This window comes from Corallococcus terminator (genome assembly GCF_049194865.1).
Classification (GTDB): domain Bacteria; phylum Myxococcota; class Myxococcia; order Myxococcales; family Myxococcaceae; genus Myxococcus; species Myxococcus terminator_A.
In genome coordinates this window covers 98274-116692 of the sequence record NZ_JBLZWL010000064.1, presented here as the reverse complement: position 1 = coordinate 116692, position 18419 = coordinate 98274, and the positions used below count along the sequence as shown (strand labels likewise).

The window sequence follows — 18419 nt, the reverse complement described above, 5'->3', positions numbered from 1 at the left end:
GAGGGTCTCCGCTTCACTCTTCTTGCTGCCAAACCCGTGGCCGTCGTCCGGGAGGACGAAGTAGTCCAGGGGCATGGCGTTCTTCCGGAGGGCCTCGACGAACGCGTCGGTGCGCGCCTTGGGCACGCGCGGGTCCTGCGCGCCCTGGATGATGAGCAGGGGCTTGCGGAGCTTCTCCGCGTGGAACAGCGGGGAGATGTCGCGCAGCATCGCCTCCTGCGTCTCGGGGTTGCCCATTTCCTGGTAGAGCGCCTCGCGCAGCGCCGTTTTATGGGGCGGCAGCTCCCGCAGGGCGCTCAGCCAGTCGGTGATGCCGAACGCGTCCACGCCCACCGCGAAGACCTCCGGGTGGAAGGCCAGCGCCGCGAGCACCATGTAGCCGCCATAGCTGGGGCCGAGGATGGCCACGCGCTCGCCGTCCACGTAGGGCAGGCCGGCGAGGTACTTCTTCGCCTCGACGCAGTCCTGGAGCGGCGCCTTGCCGTGCTGCTGGTCATCCGCCGCGAAGAACGCCTTGCCGTAGCCCTCGCTGCCCCGGTTGTTGACGGCCAGCACGGCGTAGCCGTGGTGGACCAGGAACTGGACGAAGCTGCTGTAGCCCTTGGAGGACTGTCCCCCCGGTCCCCCGTGGACGAAGACGATGGCGGGGGCGCGCTGCTTCGCGGTGGTCTGATGCGGCTTGTAGAGGAGCGCCGGAATCTCCAGCCCGTCGAAGGACTTGAAGCGCACCCGCTCCGACTCCACCAGGTCTCTCGCGTCCAGCGCCCGGCTCAGCGTGTCCGTCAGGCGCGTGGTCTTCTTCGTGGCGAGGTCGAGCACGTACAGGTTGCCCGGCGCGCGGTCTCCATCGACGACGAAGGCCATCCGCTTCTCGCCGCGCGACAGCGCCACGTCGGAGATGGCGCCTTCGGGGAGTCCTGGGAGCGCCAGGGGCTTGCCGGCCTTCACGTCGTGGACGCGCAGCGTGGTGCGGCCGTCCTCGTTGACGCGGGTGACGCGCCAGGCGCCGCGCTTGGAGAACGTCGTGGACAGCGCGTCCCAGGTGGGCGCCTCCACCGCCTCGCGCTTCCCGGTGGCGAGCACGTGGCGCTCCACGCGGGTGAACTCGGAGCCCTCGTTGGTGAGCAGGTACAGCGCGGAGGACGTCGGGTCGAAGGTCGCCGCCTTCCAGGTGGCCTGGCCCTGGTGCGCGGTGAGGTGCTGGCGCTGTTTCGTGGCCAGTTCGAGCAGGTAGACGTCGCTGTCCGACAGCGTCCGGGGCTTCTCCAGCGCCAGCCACTTCTCGTCCGGGGAGAGGGCGGTCGGCACGTGCTCGCCGTCTCCCTCATGGAGCAGGGTGCGGGCGTAGGTCTTCGCGTCGTAGCGGTAGAGGTCCAGGAAGCGCTCGTCGCGCTCGTTGGTGAGCACGTAGAAGGCGGTGTCGTCCTGGCTCCAGCCGAAGAAGGCCGCGCGGTGCTTGTCGCCCGGAGTGAGGTCCTGCTCCTGGCCGTCCAGCGCGCGTACGTAGAGGTGGGGGCGCTCCTGGCCGCTGGTGTCCCGGGTGAAGAGGACGCGGTCATCGGTGGGGAAGTAGCCGACGGCGGTGGAGGCGTCCCTGGCGCGGGTGAGCTGGGTGGGCTTGCCGCCCTTCACCGGCACGGAGAAGACGTTGAAGACGCCCGTCTCGTCCGACGAGTAGAGCCCCCGCTGCTCGTCCGAGGAGAAGGACGCGCCGGACACCGTCGTGGTCTGCATGAACTGCTCGACGGTGTAGCGCTTCGCCGGGGCCTTGGGGCGGGGGAGGGCCAGGGCCAGGCAGGGAAAGAGGGCGAGGGCGACGAGTGCTCGCGAGAGGGCGGACCGGGAGGTCATGGGCAGCTCCAGGAGTCAGGGACCGAAAGCGCGCGAGACTGTGGCGTGAGTGGGGCCGGGATACGAATACTCGCTGCGTTTTGAAGAGCACCTCACCGGAAGGGAGGCTCCGGGGGCGCGCTCGCATGCCCGCCTCCAGGACCGGACGGGCGAGAACGCTTCTTGTGGGAAGTGCATACATGCCCCTCCCGGGTTGTGTTGGACGATGCACGACCCCCAGACGATGCCCCGCCCGCCGAGGCCAACGCCTGTCCCCTCCGTCCAGCGCAACCAACTGGTCCTTCCCGTCCCGGAGCGTCCAGCCCATGAAGCGCTCGCGGAAGCCCGAGGGTGGCTCGATGGCATCCACGAGCGGATGATGGCCGCCGAGGACGAGGTGCTTCACCAGGACATGCACTCACTCCACCTGGGCCTGCTCACCTTGCGACGACGCTGGCCCGAGGAGGACTGGAAGTCCTTCTGCATGGAGACCGCGCGCAAGCACCCGCTTCGCTCGTTCGTACACCAGTGTCCCTTCACCCGGCGGGCCTTCGAGCGCCCCCGGGGCTACGCGGGAGACGCGGCCCTCATCGACTACCTCTACATGGACCGGGCCGCGGACGAGCTCCACGCGGGCCGCGAGGTCTATCGGTACATGCATCAGCAACCCAGCGCGGTCAGCGTGCGAGAGCGCCGTGAGCTGCTGGCGCGCGCCCTCGACGCGACGGCCGAGCGCGTTCCCCAGGGCGCGCGCATCCTCTCCGTCGCGTGTGGCCACCTGCGCGAGGCGGAGTCCTCCGTGGCGGTGCGGGAGCGCCGCGTGCAAGAGCTCATCGCGTTCGACCAGGACCCGCTGAGCCTCGCGGAGATCTCCCACCACCAGCCGCTCGACGTCGTACGTCCGCACTGCGGCTCGGTGCGCGCGCTGCTCGCCGGCAAGGTGGCCTTCAACGAGTTGGACTTCGTCTACTCCGCGGGCCTCTACGACTACCTCTCCGCCTCCGTCGCCACGCGGCTCACCGGACTGCTCTTCGGCATGCTGCGCTCGGGAGGTCGGCTGCTGGTGGCCAACTTCGCGCGCTTTCCTCCGGAGACGGGCTACATGGAGGCCTTCATGGACTGGTGGCTCACCTATCGGGAGGAGGACGACATGCGCGCCCTGCTCGGTGAGGTGCCGTTGGAGTTGATCGACTCCGTGCGGCTGTTCCGGGACAGCCAGGACAACGTCATCTATCTGGAGCTCACCCGCCGCTGAGCTTGGAGCGTGGGGGCGCTTCAGTGCATGGGCGGCCCGGGAGGCTCGACTTGAGAGGGTGGTCCGGAGCAGGGCAGGGTGACGGTGAAGGTGGAGCCCTCTCCCGGTGTGCTCTCCACGTCGATGGTGCCGCCCAGGGCCTGGACGATTTCCCGCACAATCCACAGGCCCAGGCCGAAGCCGCCGTAGTGGCGCACGGACACCGCTCGCTCGAAGCGCCCGAAGATGCGTGAGAGGTCCTCGTCGGCGATGCCGATGCCGAAGTCCCGCACCCTCAGCCGCGCGTCGCCGTTGCGCTGCTCCAGGGTGATTTCGATGGGCTGGCCGGCGCCGTACTTCATCGCGTTGGACAGGAGGTTTCCCACCACCTGCTCCAGGCGCATCACGTCCCAGTAGCCCGCCAGGCGGTGCTTGGGCGCGAGCAGCCGCACCGGACACTCGGCGCGGGCGAGCGCCTCACGGCTGCGCTCCAACTGGCCGTGGACGAGGGCCACCAGGTCCACCTCGGAGAGCTTGATGTGGAGCTGGCCCTGGGCGAGCCGGGAGATATCCAGCAAGTCGCTCACCAGCCGCCCCAGGCGCTGGGTCTGCGCGGAGGCGGACTCCAGCTTGGCGGAGAGCTTCTCCGGCGGCAGGTGGCCGCCCGTGGCGCGGGCCTGGGCCTGGAGACCCTGGATGTGGAGCTGTAGTGACGTGAGCGGCGTCTTCAGCTCGTGCGCGGCGATGGAGAGGAAGTCATCGCGGCGGCGCACCGCCTCCTGCTCGGCGCGGTACAGGCGGCCCTGCTCCTCGGAGAGCGCGGCGATGCGCGCGAAGTTCTCCGCGTTCTCCAGCGCCGCGCCGGCCAGCACGGTGACGAACTCCGCCAGGTGCTCCTCCAACTCGCCGAACAGCGCGCCCACCTGTCGATGCGTGGCCACCACGCACGCCACCGTCTTGCCGCGAACCTGGATGGGGGCGCAGAGCAGCGAGCGCACGCCGAGGAGTTCCATGCTCTCGCTCACGCCTCCGGGCAGCCCCTGTCCCAGCACGGTGATTCGGCCGGTCTCCAGCGCGCGGGCGATGGCGGTGCGGCTGATGCCCACCGCGTCCGCGTCCTCGTCGCGAGGCAGGTCCCGGGGGTCCACCACCGCGCAGTGCTCGGCGCGCAGCAGCTCCAGCATGGACTGCCTCGCGGCCTCGAACACGGCCTCGCGCGACAGGGCGGAGGCCAGCCTGCGGCCCGCCTCCAGCACGCGTGGGAAGCGGTCCACCAGGGAGAGGGTGCGGGTGCCTCCCCGCGCGGCGACCTCCGGAGACAGGCCCTCCTCCATCTCCTCCAGCGCGCGGGTGGCCGTGGTCAGGTCCGCCGCCGCTTCGGCCTGGCCCAGCGCGCGCCCCAGCTCGCCCCGGGCCTTCAAGCTGAGGGCATGCTCGTGCTTCATCTGCTGGGCCTCGGCCACTTGCAGCGACTCCTCCAGGAAGCGCCGTGCCGCTCGGGGCTGACCTCGCAGGGCGGCCACCAGTCCACGCTCGCGCAGCGCATGGGGGAGGTTGTTGCGGTAGGTGCGCGCCAGCGCATGGGCGTGTCGAGCCGTGTCGTCGGCGCGCTTGAGCAGGGCCTCGCGGCGCGCGGCGGCCAGGGGGGACGTGCCCTCCGCGAGCTGGCGCAGCGCCGTCGCCAGCAAGGGGCCGATGGGGGCCACGTACTCCTGGCGCAGGTTCGCCTCGCCCACCAGCCGCGCGGCGCGCTCCAGCACGGCCACCGCGCCCGCCGCGTCGCCCAGGCGCATCCGGCGCAAGGCCTCCGCCTGGAGCACGCCCGCGTAGCTCTGCGGGTCCGGCTGGTCTGCGTTGCCCAGCTCGCCTTCCAGCAGCGTGCCCGGAAGCCTCCCTCCGGACGCCTTGGCCCAGGCCTCCAGGCCCAGGCGCACCGAGTAGCGGTCTCCCAGCGCCAGCGCCGCCGCGTGCAGCCGCTGGCTCGTCTCCAGCGCCTCGCGCAGCCGGCCCAGTCGATAGAGCGACATGGCCACCTGGAACGTGGCGTTGTTCACCTCCCAGGGGTCGCCGGTGCGCTCCAGCAGCCGAATCGCCTCCGTGCACTTCTCGATGCAGTCGTTGAAGCGCGAGGCCGCGTAGCAGGCCAGCCCGTAGAAGTGCAGCGTCTGCCCCTGACCCCAGAGGTCGCTCTGCTCCTGGCGCATCGCCAGGGACTTCTCCGCGTAGGCGAAGGCGCGCTGGAACCACGGCAGCGTGGTGAGCGCGGGCGAGTGCTCCGAGTACGCCTGCGCCAGCTCCGGCGTCGGCGGGTAGCGCTCCGCCAGATTCAAGTCCCGCAGGTGTGCCCACAGCACCGCCATGCGTCCGCGCCGGTACCAGTAGCCATAGGCGAGCCGGCTGTAGAGGCGCACCGCCTGGAGGTCGCTCTCACTCCCCGCCAGCGGCCTGCGGGAGAGGAACCTGCGCGGCGCCACCGAGTGCGCCGCCTGCGCCAGGATTTCCCACACGGCGCTGGCGCCGGTGAGCACGCCCTTGGGCGGCACCCAGCGCCCCATCAGCTTCAGGCCCTGCTCCAGCGCGAGCGTGGCCTCGCCGAAGTCGCCGCGCTTGAAGGCCAGCTCCCCCAGGTGACCGAGGACGCGCGCCTGCTCCTGTCTGTCTCGCGCCAGGGCCTGGGCGCGCTCGAGCTGCTGGCGGGACTCCTCATAACGTCCGCGCAGCATGAGGACGTTGCCCAGCCCGGAGGCGACGCGGAAGCGGGTGCCCGCGTCAGCGCCCGCGGCGCCCCGCTCGGCGATGCGGTAGTTCAGCTCCGCCGTCTCCAGCGCGAAGCGCCGTCGCGCCAGCTCCGCGGCCACCAGCGCGTGGGGCAGCGCGTGCGTGTACTCGCCCGCCGCGTCGAAGTGATAGGCCAGCTCGAACGAGTCCTGGGGCAACTGGCTCGCCGCCGAGCGCGCCGCCAGCCGGTGCAGCTCCCGTCGCCGCTGCGGCGTCAGCATGTCCAGTAGCACCTCGCGCAGCTTGTCGTGCACGAAGGTGTAGCGCGTGCCCTCCTCCCACAGCATGTGGCGGCGGCGAGGCTCCTCCAGCGCGGCGACAAGCTCCTCCGGAGAGGTGCCCGACAGCGCCGCCACCCGCGCCAGCTCGAAGGACTTGCCCAGCACCGCGCCCACCGACAAGAGCCGCCGCGCCACCAGGGGCAGCAAGCGCAGGCGGCGCACGAGGAAGGTGGCGGCCTGCCGCGACGAGCGCGCGTGCGCCATCGCCTCCGGCTGCACCTGCCACCCCGAGGGGCCGGACACGAGCACGCCGTCCTCCACCAGCCCGTGCAGCACCGCGCTGGCCATGAAGGGGTTGCCCTCGGACAGCCGCGCCACCAGTTCGGTGGCCTCTGGCGGCAGCGCGCCGGCCATTGACTCCGCCAGCCGCGTCACCTCCACGGCGCCGAAGGAGGCCAGCTTCAGGTGCGCGGTGGGCGCCAGCCTGCGCAGCACGTGCGAAGGGCCGATGTCCTCGCCGCGAAACGCGAGGACGACGAGCACGCGTCCCTTCCCCTGCCGCCGCGCCTGCGACCAGCCCTCCAGCGCCCTCAACGTCAGCTCATCCGCCCACTGGCAGTCATCCAGCACCACCACGGCGGGTTCGTCCCTCGTGCCCAGCGCGCTCAAGAGCGCGGTGAGCGCCCAGATGCTTCGGCTCTCGCCCAGGGACTCCGGGCCCAGGCCTCGCGCGGGCGCGCTCGACTCCGCGCACAGCACCGGCTCCAGTTGCGGCAGCACCGTGCACAGGTTGACCTCCTGCCCCGCCAGTCTGGCGCGCAGGGGCTCCGTGAGGGCCGGCTTCGACTGGAGGACCTGGGCGATGTCCGTGGCCACGCCCGCGAAGAGCTGGAAGGGACGGCGCGCGGCCTGGTCCTGCGCCTGGCCCTGCAACACCCACGCGTGGTGGCGGGCGGCTCGCGCGGCGAGCTCGTCGAGCAGCCGGCTCTTTCCTCCTCCCGACTCGGCCTCCACCAACACGAGGCGCCCCGGCTCCGTCAGCGTCTGCTCCAGCTCCCGCTCCAGCGTGGCCACCTCCTCGTGACGTCCCACGAAGGACGGCTCGGCCAGGCTTCTCCGCGCATCCTTCGCGCCCGTGACGAGCGCCGGCTCCACCTGACCTCGCGCGAGCGCCTCCTCCAGCTCCAGCAGGTCCGCCAGCGCGGAGCTGGCTGACTGGTAGCGGTCCGACGGGTCCGTCTGCAGCAGGCGGGAGAGGACCTCTTCGAGCGCGCGCGGCGCCTCCACGCCCACGGCGCGCAGCCGGGGCCGGGCCGTCAGATGCTGACGCAGCACCTCGCCCACGGAGTCGCCCGCGAAGACAGGCCCGCCGGAGAGGGCCTCGAAGAGGACGACGCCCGCCGAGTACAGGTCCGACGTGGCCTCCACCGGCCGATGCAGCAGGCCGGCCTGCTCCGGTGACAGGTAGCGCGCGGTGCCCACCGGCAAGTCCCGCAGCGAAGGGTCCAGCCGCTCGCTGCGCGCGAGGCCAAAGTCAATCAACGTGGCGCGCGCGAGGGGCTGGCCGGAGACGATGATGTTGCTGGGCTTCACGTCCCGGTGCAGGACGCCGTGGCGGTGGGCCTCGGCCAGCGCGGACAGCAAATCCCGGCCGAGCGCGAGCGCCTCCGGGACGCTCAGGACGCCGCGCGACAAGCGACTCTCCAGCGACTCCCCCTGGAGCCAGGGCGTCACCAGATAGAGCCAGTCCCCGTAGGTGCCCAGGTGTCGCACCGGCACGATGAAGGGGCTGTCGAGGTGGGCGAGGACGGAGGCCTCGTGCTCCAGCCGGTGCCGCGCCGCCGGGACGAGCGCCAGGGTCGACGTCACCTTGATGGCGACGCGCTCCGCGGTGCGCAGGTCCACGCCATCCCAGGTGGAGATTCCACGTCCGGCCTTGAGGCGTTGGGCCAGCTCGAACCGGTTGCCCAGTCGGCGGCCGGACTGTGGCTCTCCTGGAACGGCGCTGGCGTATTGGAAGCCTTCAGCCATTCAGTGTCCTCGAACTCCACCTCCGCAGCGCCCCTGCGATGCGGTTGGCCGCGCGTTCCGTCCTTCCGGCAAGGTTGGGTGTCGGACGGGACGCCGCCAAGGGGAGGGGCCGACGCACGTCCCCCGTGTGCCGACTCAGCCTTCAACAGCCGCGCGCGCTCCGCTTCCCTCCTGCTCCACGAGCATGCCGCGCGCCCGCTCGGAGACCAGGGGGGCGGCTTGCCACCACTCAGGCGCCGGAGGATGCAAGGCGGTGCGGGGAGGCCCCCCGTCCGGCGGCCGACGAGGCGGGCGCCCGGCCTTCCGGCGCGTGGGCGACGCATGCTACGCCGGCGCGTGAACTCCGTGCCCCTTCGCTCCTTGCCCGAGGTCACACCGATGAAGCTCTCGCAGACGTTCCTGGCCGCGCTCGCGCTGTCCCTGCTGCTCCCCATCTCCGCCGCGCGCGCCTCCGACTATCCGCCCGACTACCCCATCTGCAGCGTGTACGACTCCGCGACGACGGGGCCCTTCGAGGTCATCCGCCACACGCGCCGGCTGCCCGGGCGCCTGGCGACGCTCACCGTCGCGTACCGGGGCTATCTGCGCGGCCTGTACCCGGACAACGAAATCTCCATCTACATCAATCTCAACGGCCGTTCGCAGACGCTGGCCGCGAGCGCGGGCTCGAACAACGACGCCTATGTCTTCCTGAACGCGGGGCCGCGCGCCTGCATCAAGTGCATGCGGTACCAGAACCTGCCCCAGTGCAGCGACCACTTCGCCAACGGAGGCCAGGACGGCGTCTGGGTGTGCCAGCAGCCCACGGTGGTGGAGAACGACCTCTTCTTCTACGCCTTCAACTCCAACGGGAGCCAGAACGCGTGGGACATCTCCCTGGCCGCGACGTCCCACGGCCAGTGGGACAGCAACCTGGGCAACAACTACTTCGCGCAGCTGCCGGCACGCTCCAGCTGCTGGTAGTTTTCCGCCGCGAGCGGTCCGCCATTTTCTCAGCGGCCTGGAGATGCCCGCGCTCGACAGGCTGCCATGGGGACACTTTTTTCGCGCCGTGACGATTGCCGCGGCGCATTCGCGCCCTGTGCTTGACACCCTGGGGGCCCCGTCGGAAAAGCCGAGCACATGAGGCGGCCCCCGCTGTTTCCACCGGGCCGCGGGGAGCCCGGGATTGAAGCTCGCGACGCTCAAGGATGGAACCCGTGATGGGCGGCTCATCGTCGTCAAGCGGGACAACTCGGCCTATGCGCTGGCCACCAACGTCGCCCTGACGCTGCAGGCGGCGCTGGACGACTGGGACACGAAGGAGCCGTTGCTCCGCGCGCTCGCCGCGCAGCTGGAGGCCGGCGCGGTGCAGAGTCGCCCGCTGGACCAGGCGGCGCTGCATGCGCCGCTGCCGCGCGCCTACGAGTGGATTGACGGCAGCGCCTACATCAACCACGTCCTGCTGGTGCGCAAGGCGCGCAACGCGGAGCCGCCGGCCACGCTGAAGACGGACCCGCTGGTGTACCAAGGGGGCTCCGGCGAGTTCCTGGCGCCCACCGCCGACATCCCCCTGCCGGACGAGGCGTGGGGCCTGGATTTCGAGAGCGAGGTCTGCGTCATCCTCGGCGACACGCCGCGAGGCACGAAGGCCGCGGACGCGGACAAGCACGTCAAGCTGCTGATGCTGGCCAACGACGTGTCGCTGCGCAACCTCATCCCGGAGGAGCTGGCCAAGGGCTTCGGCTTCTTCCAGAGCAAGCCCGCCACGGCGTTCAGCCCGTTCGCGGTGACGCCGGACGAGGTGGGCCCGGCCTGGCGCGAGGGCCGCATCCACCTGCGCCTGCGCTCGGTGCTCAACGGCGTCCAGGTGGGTGACACCGACGCGGGCCCGGAGATGCACTTCTCCTTCTTCGAGCTCATCCAGCACCTGTGCAAGACGCGCGGCTACACGGCGGGCACCATCCTGGGCAGCGGCACCGTGTCCAACGTGGACCGCGCCCGGGGCATCTCCTGCCTCGCCGAGCAGCGGATGATTGAGACGATTGAAGAGGGCAAGCCGAAGACGCCCTTCATGAAGCCCGGCGACACCATCGACATCGAGATGACGGGCGAGGACGGGCAGAGCGTCTTCGGTCGCATCTCCCAGAAGGTGGTGAAGACGCCATGAAGGCCCTTCGGCTGCACAACTACTGGCGCTCCTCCGCCTCGTGGCGGGCGCGGCTGGGGTTGCACCTCAAGGGCGTGGACTTCGAGTACGTGCCGGTGCACCTGCTCCAGGACGGTGGACAGCAGCACTCGGACGCGTACCGCGCGCTCAACCCCATGCGGACGGTGCCCACCCTGGAGTGGACGGAGGCCGACGGCACCGTGCGCCGGCTGTCCCAGTCGCTCGCCATCCTCGACTACCTCCAGGAGCGCTTCCCGTCGCCGTCGTTCTTCCCGGAGGACATGTACCTGCGCGCCCGCGCGCGGATGCTGGCGGAGTACGTCAACTCCGGCATCCAGCCCCTGCACAACCTGGGCGTGCTTCAGCGCATCAAGGGCGAGCTGAAGGGCGACGACAAGGCGTGGGGCGCGCACTGGTGCACCCGAGGCCTGGAGGCGCTGGAGCAGATGGTGCAGCCCACGGCCGGGCGTTATTGCGTGGGTGACGCGGTGACGCTGGCGGACGTGTGCCTCGTCCCGCAGTTGTACGGCGCGCGCCGGTTCTCCCTGGACATGACGCCGTACCCCACGCTGCTGAGGATTGAGGCGGCGTGCGCGGAGCACCCCGCCTTCCAGGCGTCGCACCCGGACCGGCAGCCCGACGCGGCGCCGGCCTGAGTTGGAGCGTGAAGGTCGTCCCCGCTCAGGTGAGAGCGGGGGCGGTCTCCTCGTGGCGCCGTCAGGGCGTCGCGGGGGCGAAGGTCGTCTCGATGCGCAGGGCCCGGGAGAGGGTGAGCGTCACGGGCGTCTTCGCGGAGATTTCGAGCAGGCGCGCCCGCTGCTCCTCGCTCACCGAGGGGCCGCAGGAGAGCACGCGCTCCACGCGCTCGGTGTCGTTCTCCCGGAAGAGCTTGAGCTTCACGGTGAGCGGGCCCAGCTCCCAGCCCTTGCGCGCGGCGTACATCTTCAAGGTGATGGCGGTGCACGCGCCCAGTGAGCCCATCAGCAGTTGATAGGGCGCGGGGCCCTGGTCCGCGCCTCCCAGCGCCGCGGGCTCGTCCGCCTGGAAGTGGTGCTTGCCGGTGCGAATCGACTGCGTGTAGCCGGCCTGGCTCTCGACGACGGCCGCCGCGAGCAGCGTGGTGTCATGGGTGGTCATGCGGGCATGAATCCAGGATGAGGCCCGGGTGACAAGGCCCGTGCGCGTGCGAGCTGTCCCCACGTTCCGCTCGACACGCCCGCACCGCGACGGCTCATGCGGGCAGCGCGCAGGGAACACTGCTGAACGCTTGCGTCCCCGGACGTGGTCTCTCGAGTGCCCGCGCCCTACGCTCGCGCCACGAATCACAGCTCACGTGGGAGGTCATGGATGGCGCCTGAGGAAGACCAGGTGAGGGACTTCGCTCGCCGATATGCGGAGGCGTGGTGCAGTGGAGACCCTTCGAGGGTCGCGGCCTACTACGTACCCGGCGGGAGGATTGCCATCAACGGCGGCGCGCGCACGGAGATTACGGAGGCGGCGCGTTCGTTCATGGTCGCGTTTCCCGACCTCCAGGTGTTCATGGACGACGTCGTCGTGAAGGAGGAGACCGTCGAGTTCCGTTGGACTCTCACCGGCACGAACACGGGCCCTGGCGGCACCGGGAAGTTCGTGCGGATTTCTGGCTTCGAGGAGTGGACGCTCGGAGACGACGGGCGCGTCGTCGAAGCGACGGGGACCTACGACTCGAGCGAGTACGACCGCCAGCTCAAGCACGGAGCGCGGATGGCCTCGTAGCGCAACCCCTGGTGCCCGCGCCTTCGCCGCTCCTGGGCGCGAGGCGCGGTGGGTGGAGCGCCTCAGCGCGGGGTGAGCGTCGCCGTGCAGCGGGCCACTTCGATGCCGGACAGGTCGTCGCGCCGGTCGATGCACGTCAGCAACAGCTTGTCCCCCGACGGCTCATTCTCGCAGTGGCGATTGGCGCCGACGGCGGTCGAGCCGCCCGCGTCCGGGGACACGACGCCGCCATCCGCGCCCAGGTGCACGGTGAGGCTGGGGTCATGCAGCGACCACTCGCCCCTCGGAATGTCCACGGTGTCGCGCGTCGAATCGCCGAAGGTGGGGAACCCCAGCGCCTCGGCGCCCTGCGTGGTGATTTCGCACGAGTCCTCGCCCGACAGGACGTGAAAGGTGCCATTGGAGCCGCAGGTGTTGCCGCTCACGTCGAAGGTGATGTCGCGCGCGCCGTGCTCGCACTCGCGCGCCGAGTCGGCGACGAGCAGCAGCCCGGTGGTGGCCAGCACCGCGACAGACGCGAGGTTTCTCAGCAAGGGCTTCATGACAAGGCTCCGGGGGATGTGAGGGACGTGGCCGGCGTCCGGGAGAGCACCGTGGCGCGGCCGTACAGCACCGCCACTGCGATGAACGGCAGGGTGAGCAAATCAGTGGGGTCGGCCACCGCGCGGAAGCTGGTGAGTCCGAGGGGCGCGCCCAGGGGACGCAGCCACTGACAGAAGAGGTCAGCGACGGGCTGCGACACCTTGAGCGCGGTGAACAACACGGCGGTCAGCGCCGCGCCCACGCCCAGTCGGACACCTCGGGGCCAGCGCGTCGCGAGGGCCAGCAGCGCGGACACGTAGAGCGGCAGGAAGAAGCAGATGGCCACGTCCGACAGCTTGCCGGTGAGCGTGTTGTGGAAGGTGGGCTTGAGCCAGCGGTCATTCACCGCCATCAACGCCACGGCCGCCAGGGGCAGCGGGGTGAGGAACTCCGGCATGCGAGGCAGCGCCTTCACCGCAGCCCCTCCGGACGCACCAGGGCGCGCAGGAGGATGGCGTCGGTGAGCAGCTCCACCGGGGCCCGGTCATCCGTCAGCGGCTCCGCCGAGGCCACCGCGCGCAGCTCTCCGACGACGCGAGTCGCCAGCGGGCGCAGCGAGAGCGGGAGCCGCTCCGTCCTGGAGGCCAGCCGCTCCGCCATGCCCTCCTCACCCGCGAAGAAGAGCGTGTTGCTGTGGTTGCGCGCATCCGCCGCGAGGACCTTGGGGAACACGGACGCCAGCGTGCCGCCCACCGCGTCCACCACGCCGCGCTCCTCGCGGAAGCGGCCCACGTTGAAGCACGCCACGCCTCCCGGGACGAGGTGGTCCGCCACGCTCCGCGCGAACTCTCGCGTCGTCAGGTGGAAGGGCACATAGGGGAAGCGGAACGCGTCGACGATGATGACGTCGTAGCGCCGCGAGTCCGACTCCAGGAACGCGCGCGCGTCCCCGACGTGCACCTCCACCTCGGCCCCCAGCCCGAAGTGTGTCCGCGCCAGCCGCACCACCGCCGCGTCCAGCTCCACGCCGACCACTTGTGCCCCCAGGTACGTCTCACGCAGCCCGCGCGCGCTGGTGCCCGCGCCCAGCCCCAGCAGCAACACGCGAGGCGCCCGAGGCTCCGCGCGAGCCATCGCCGGCGTCAGCAGGTAGTGCGCGAAGACCTCTTCCCGCACCGGCTGCCCCGGCAGCCATGTGCTCTGCACCGCGAAGCCCTCGTCGAACACGAGGCTCCGTGTCCCCTCGGGTGACTCCAGCACCTGCACGAAGGCATGGGGCGACTCGGCGACCTCCAGCGCGCGCGGGTGTCGCGGCAGCGCATGGACTCCCAACGCCAGCGCCACCGCCGGCACGCCCACCGCCACCAGGCGCCACCGCCAACCGAGTCCGTGCGCCGCCGTCAGCCCGAGCAGCCCCGCGAAGCAGGCCATGCCGCGCGCGGTGCCCAGCCACGGCAGCACCACGAAGGCCGCCAGCAACGTCCCGGCGATGCTGCCCAGCGTGGACGCGGAGGACAGCCGCCCCGCATGCGCTCCCGCCGAGGCCACGCCGCCCAGTCCCACCCTCAACAGGAACGGCCCCACCGCGCCCAGCGCCAGCAGCGGCGGCACCGCCACCAGCACCACCAGCCCCACGCGCGCCATGGCCTCCAGCACACGCCCCGTCATCACCGCCGTCGTGGCGCCCGGCAGCAGCGCTCGCGCGAGGAAGGGCAGGGCGGCCAGGAGCAGCGCCGCGACACACAGCGCCATGCGCAGAGGCTCCAGCCGCTCGGCGCGGTCCGCGCACCGCCCGCCGAGGTGCGCCCCCAACGCCAGCCCTCCCAGCACCAGGGAGATGAGGGCCGCCCACACGGGCGTGCTGCTCCCGAAGTAGGGGGCCACCAGTCGCGAGGCGGCCATCTCCGACGCCATCACCGTGGCACCCGAGAGGAAGGACAACCACGTCAATGAAGAGGGCTTCATGGGCGGGGGCCGCATGAGCAAGCCCCGTTCCATACTCAACAGCCCGTAACTCCACGCCCCACACGGGTGTCCCCGGGGGCGCGGGTGACAGGGCTGTCAGTGACTCAAGGCATCACTGACAGCGGTGTCGCGCTCAGCCCTTGAAGGGCAGGGGGGCCACCTTCACGGTGTCGGGGCCTCCGGCCAGCGTCAGCTCGGTGCCGGGCTCCAGCGAGTCGCGGTGCACGTAGCCCAGGGCCACGCGCTGTCCCTGCGCGGGCGAGCGCACCACGCTGGTGAGCCAGCCCACCTTCTTCTCGCCCCGGCGCAGCTCGGTGCCCGGCGCGGCGTCGACCTCGCCCAGGAGCAGGCCGGTCAGCTTGCGGTTCATGTGCCCGCGGAAAGTGGCCCGGGCGATGACCTCCTGCCCGATGTAGCAACCCTTGTTGTAGGAGATGGCCCCGGTGAGGTTGGCCTCCATGGGGATGGTGGTGTCCACCATGTCCTGCCCGTAGCGGGGGACTCCGGCCTCCACGCGCAGGAGCTCCAGGCCCTCGAAGCCCAGCGGCTTCAGCCCCAGCTCGGCGCCCGCCTGGCTCAGCGCCCGCCACACGGCCTCCAGGCCTGGGCGCGGCACCCACACATCGACGCCGTGGGGCTCCACCGAGGTGTTGCCCACCAGGAGGACCTCCTGCCCGGCGAGCGGCACCGTCCGGGTGGCCTGGTGCGCCAGGGGAGCGAACCCAGCGCCCAGCACTTCCGCCGTCCGGGGGCCGAGCAGCCGGAGGATGCCGTACTCGCCCGTCGCCTCGTGCAGCTCGGCGTCCTCGGAGATGAGGTATTTCTCCAGGAACTCCCGGACCTTGGCGCCGTGGCCCGGCTCCACATCCATCAAGAGGTCCGCCTCCCGCTTGAGGATGCGGGCATCCGCCACCATGGCTCCCTTCACATTCACCAGGGCGGCGTACGTGGCGGCTCCGACGGGGAGGTTGTTCACCTCCTGGGTCACCATTCCATGTAGGAAGGAGGCCCTGTCCTCCCCCGTTATCCGGAGGATTTCACGGTAGGAGGCGTCGTGGAGGGCCACGGCCTCCCGGGCGGCTCGGTAGCCGTCCTCACCGTTGCCATACCCGGCCACGACTTCCCGGCCGCGCACATCGATGAAGCGGGCCCCCGCTTCTTCGTGAAGAAAATGCAGAGACAGCGGTTCCATGTCCGTCGCTATATAGAGGCGAAGGAGCGAATGCCACGATGGATGTGAAGCACCTGTCGTCCTTCCAGGACTTCTCCCCGGAGAAACTCCGGAAGCTCAACGTCTTCCAGTCCGAGCGCTTCTTCCTCGACGTCTACTGTCTGGCGCCTGGCCAGGCCCAGAAGCCGCATCACCACGCCACCTCCGACAAGGTCTACGTCGTCCTGGAAGGCCGTTGCCGCTTCCGCGTCGGCGCCGAGGAGGAGAGTCATGGTGTGGGCGCGGCGGTTTTCGCCCCCTCGGGTGCCGAGCACGGTGTCGCCAACGATGGCCCCGACTCCGCCCGACTGCTCGTTTTGATGACCCCGCCCCCGGAGCACGCATGAGTCCGAAGTCCTCTCCCCAGAAGGCCGCCACCCCCGTCCCCTTCCGTGTCGGCGTGGTGTTGCTGGTGCTGGGCGTGGCCGCGAGCATCCTGTCCGTCTTCCAGTGGAGCCAGTTGCTCACGCTGCGCGCCGGTGGTTCCACCGTGTGCGGCGTGTCCGACACGGTGAACTGCGAGACGGTGTGGAACTCGCCGTTCGCCACCCGCATGCATGAGCTGTTCGGCATCCCCGTGGCGGGGATGGGGCTCGTGTGGGGCCTGACGGTGGTGGCGCTGTCGGCGCTGTATCTGGCGCGCGCGCGCTCGGAGAAGCCAGTGGGTCCGGCGGCTCAGGGGCTGCGGCTCGCGGCCATCGCGGGTGTGGTGTCGGTGCTCGTCTTCGCCTTCGCGAGCTTCCAGACGGGCGTGGTGTGCCCCACGTGTCTGGGCACGTACGCGCTGGTGGCGGCCATCGCCGGTGTCGCGTGGAAGGGCCTGCCGGCCGGTGCGGGCGAGTGGGTCCCCGGGCTGAAGTGGACGGTGGGCATCACGGTCGCGGTGTTCATCGCTGTCCTGTTGCCGGGCCGGTCGCTGTCCACGCCGCAGCCCAAGGTGGGGGAGCTGTTGCCTCCGGCGCCCGTGGCTTCGTCGTCGACGACGGTGCCGGCCACGCCCGCGTCGCTGGAGGCGTACCTGCGCGGGCTGCCGATGGCGCAGCAGCAGCTCATCTCCAACGCGCTGGCGCAGTACCGGCACGGCGTGCCGCAGGCCGCCGCCGCGCCCGCGCGTCACCGCTATGGGCCGGCGAACGCGCCGGTGAAGATTGTCGAGTGGACGGACAGCAAGTGTCCCCACTGCAAGTCGCTGGTGGAGGAGCTGGCGGTGCTGAAGAAGCGCGTGCCGGAGGGCAAGCTGTCGCTGGAGGCGCGGCAGTTCCCGCTGGATGGCTCGTGCAATCCGGCGATGCCCAAGCGCGGGCCGGATGCGCCCACCGTGCGGTGCGTGGCGGCGAAGGCGCAGATCTGCCTGGAGGGCGCGCCGGACTTCTGGACGCTGCGGGAGAAGCTCTTCGCGGCGCAGGCGGTGCTGGATACGGAGCGGGTGCTGGAGATTGCTTCGTCTGGTTCGGTGTCGCGGATGCAGTTGGATGCGTGCATCTCCAGCGCGGCGACGGCGGCGAAGATTCAGGAGGACACGGCGTATGCGCTGCGCTACCAGTTCACGGGCACGCCGCTGGTGGTGGTGAACGGGCGGCAGGCGATGCCGTCGGCGCCGTTCCTGTACGCGCTGGTGATGGCGGAGGGGAATGCGAGCGCGCCCGCGTTCGACGTGCTGCCTCCGCCGCGCGCGATGCCGCAGGACGACCACGCGGGCCACAACCACTGAGCAACGGCGGGCGTCTCGTCATGGGCAAGCGTGACAAGAAGGACGAGCCGGCGGCGCCGGTGGGGCCGTTCCACAATCCCTTCGCCGCGCTGGCGGCGAAGCGGGAGGCGCTGCCGGTGGGGCCTGTCGCGCCTGTCGCGCAGCCCGTGCGCAAGCCTGAGCCGAAGGGCCCGGCGCGCGCGGTGGTGCGGATGGAGCGCAAGGGGCGGGGCGGCAAGGAAGTCACCGTGGTGGAGCACCTGGAACTGCCCGTGCCCCAGCGCGAGGTGTGGCTCAAGGCGCTGAAGAACTCGCTGGGCTGTGGAGGCGTGGTGGAGGACGACACGCTGGTGCTCCAGGGAGACCAGCGTGAGCGGCTGCCCGCGCTGCTGGAGGCACGTGGGGTGCGCAAGGTGACGGTGGGTTGAGTGGGGCCCGGCGGGGTACGTCCCACCCGGAATGAGCATCGCTTGAGTGCTCGGGGCATGGAGAGTCGTCTATGAACATGGCCGAACTCCTTGCCGAGGTGTCGCGCCTCCACTCCCCCAACCCTCCTGCGACGCCCGAGCAAATCGAAGCATTCGAGCAGAGGGTAGGGTGGAGCCTCGACCCGGACCTGCGTGCCTTCTACCTGCACTGCGATGGTGCCGACCTTTTCGACCCCCGCGTCCCCACGTTCAGGGACCCTGCGTTCTCGTTCATCCCCCTTTCGGGGATTCAGCGTGCGCGGGTTGTCATGAGCCAGAGCGACACCGACAAGGCCGGTCCCGCGTCTTGGTACGCGGTGTGCGCGGTGCGGGACAGCAATTACATCCTCCTCGATGTGAGCGACCAGGAGTCGGGCCGGTATCCCCTTCGCGATGGCTACCGCGAGGGTTTCCCGGACCCCGATTACTGCCCGCTGATTGTGGCCTCGTTCTCTGCGTTCCTCGCTGGCGCGCTCCGCTCGAACGGGACTTGGTTCTGGCTCCCGCCAGCGTGAGGTTGGCCGGCTAGGCGCGCTACGCTGCGGAGTTGCTCGCGGGGACGATGCC

The 18419-nt window shown here is 70.7% G+C and carries 16 protein-coding genes; 9 read left to right on the top strand and 7 right to left on the bottom strand.

Annotated features, from left to right (window positions below):
• Nucleotides 1-1851 (bottom strand): alpha/beta hydrolase family protein (locus tag ACN469_RS20935; RefSeq protein WP_498770501.1); only part of this gene is annotated, 1851 nt, incomplete at its 3' end.
• A 205-nt stretch (nt 1852-2056) separates the two neighbouring features.
• Between ACN469_RS20935 and ACN469_RS20930 the strand changes: the two genes are divergently transcribed.
• Nucleotides 2057-3085 (top strand): class I SAM-dependent methyltransferase, encoded by a 1029-nt coding sequence (locus tag ACN469_RS20930; RefSeq protein ID WP_498770500.1) that lies wholly within the window; start codon nt 2057-2059, stop codon nt 3083-3085.
• Between the two features lie 20 nt (nt 3086-3105).
• Here the strand turns inward: ACN469_RS20930 and ACN469_RS20925 are convergent, their stop codons facing one another.
• A complete protein-coding gene (locus tag ACN469_RS20925) occupies nt 3106-8094 on the bottom strand; it encodes a protein kinase domain-containing protein (RefSeq protein ID WP_498770499.1) in 4989 nt (1662 codons plus the stop codon).
• A 378-nt stretch (nt 8095-8472) separates the two neighbouring features.
• On the opposite strand from ACN469_RS20925, the gene ACN469_RS20920 reads away from it, so the two are divergent.
• The 3 genes from ACN469_RS20920 (at nt 8473) to maiA (ending at nt 10899) form a co-directional block, all read left to right on the top strand.
• A complete protein-coding gene (locus ACN469_RS20920) occupies nt 8473-9057 on the top strand; it encodes a hypothetical protein (RefSeq protein ID WP_498770498.1) in 585 nt (194 codons plus the stop codon).
• A gap of 205 nt (nt 9058-9262) precedes the next feature.
• On the top strand, nt 9263-10243 hold the full coding sequence (locus tag ACN469_RS20915) for a fumarylacetoacetate hydrolase family protein (RefSeq protein ID WP_498770497.1): 981 nt from the start codon (nt 9263-9265) through the stop codon (nt 10241-10243).
• Nucleotides 10240-10899, top strand: coding sequence for a maleylacetoacetate isomerase (maiA, locus tag ACN469_RS20910; RefSeq protein ID WP_498770496.1), 660 nt, complete (start codon nt 10240-10242; stop codon nt 10897-10899). Before ACN469_RS20915 ends, maiA begins: the two co-directional genes overlap by 4 nt.
• 61 nt (nt 10900-10960) lie before the next feature.
• Here maiA and ACN469_RS20905 read toward each other — a convergent pair whose 3' ends face one another.
• Nucleotides 10961-11380, bottom strand: a complete 420-nt coding sequence (locus tag ACN469_RS20905; RefSeq protein ID WP_498770495.1) for an OsmC family protein — start codon at nt 11378-11380, stop codon at nt 10961-10963.
• Between the two features lie 210 nt (nt 11381-11590).
• Here ACN469_RS20905 and ACN469_RS20900 point away from each other — a divergent pair, with 210 nt between their 5' ends.
• Entirely contained in the window at nt 11591-11998 is a 408-nt protein-coding gene (locus ACN469_RS20900; protein ID WP_498770494.1) for a nuclear transport factor 2 family protein, read from the top strand.
• A gap of 62 nt (nt 11999-12060) precedes the next feature.
• Here ACN469_RS20900 and ACN469_RS20895 read toward each other — a convergent pair whose 3' ends face one another.
• The 4 genes from ACN469_RS20895 to ygfZ all read right to left on the bottom strand — a co-directional run bounded on the left by ACN469_RS20895 (nt 12061) and on the right by ygfZ (nt 15677).
• Nucleotides 12061-12540 (bottom strand): hypothetical protein, encoded by a 480-nt coding sequence (locus ACN469_RS20895; RefSeq protein ID WP_498770493.1) that lies wholly within the window; start codon nt 12538-12540, stop codon nt 12061-12063.
• Nucleotides 12537-12995: a hypothetical protein gene (locus ACN469_RS20890; RefSeq protein WP_498770492.1), complete on the bottom strand. Its 459-nt coding sequence runs from the start codon at nt 12993-12995 to the stop codon at nt 12537-12539. Before ACN469_RS20890 ends, ACN469_RS20895 begins: the two co-directional genes overlap by 4 nt.
• Nucleotides 12992-14485, bottom strand: coding sequence for a spermidine synthase (locus ACN469_RS20885; protein WP_498770491.1), 1494 nt, complete (start codon nt 14483-14485; stop codon nt 12992-12994). The genes ACN469_RS20890 and ACN469_RS20885 overlap by 4 nt, the downstream gene beginning before the upstream one ends.
• Before the next feature lie 133 nt (nt 14486-14618).
• Entirely contained in the window at nt 14619-15677 is a 1059-nt protein-coding gene (gene ygfZ, locus ACN469_RS20880) for a CAF17-like 4Fe-4S cluster assembly/insertion protein YgfZ (protein ID WP_498770490.1), read from the bottom strand.
• 38 nt (nt 15678-15715) lie between these two features.
• On the opposite strand from ygfZ, the gene ACN469_RS20875 reads away from it, so the two are divergent.
• The 4 genes from ACN469_RS20875 (at nt 15716) to ACN469_RS20860 (ending at nt 18367) form a co-directional block, all read left to right on the top strand.
• Nucleotides 15716-16042 (top strand): cupin domain-containing protein, encoded by a 327-nt coding sequence (locus ACN469_RS20875; RefSeq protein WP_498770489.1) that lies wholly within the window; start codon nt 15716-15718, stop codon nt 16040-16042.
• A complete protein-coding gene (locus tag ACN469_RS20870; protein ID WP_498770488.1) occupies nt 16039-17406 on the top strand; it encodes a vitamin K epoxide reductase/DsbA family protein in 1368 nt (455 codons plus the stop codon). Before ACN469_RS20875 ends, ACN469_RS20870 begins: the two co-directional genes overlap by 4 nt.
• Before the next feature lie 20 nt (nt 17407-17426).
• Nucleotides 17427-17813, top strand: coding sequence for a translation initiation factor (locus tag ACN469_RS20865; RefSeq protein ID WP_498770487.1), 387 nt, complete (start codon nt 17427-17429; stop codon nt 17811-17813).
• A gap of 71 nt (nt 17814-17884) precedes the next feature.
• Nucleotides 17885-18367 carry an SMI1/KNR4 family protein gene (locus ACN469_RS20860; protein WP_498770486.1) on the top strand — a complete coding sequence of 161 codons (483 nt, stop codon included), beginning with the start codon at nt 17885-17887 and terminating at the stop codon, nt 18365-18367.
• The last annotated feature ends 52 nt before the right edge of the window (nt 18368-18419 follow it).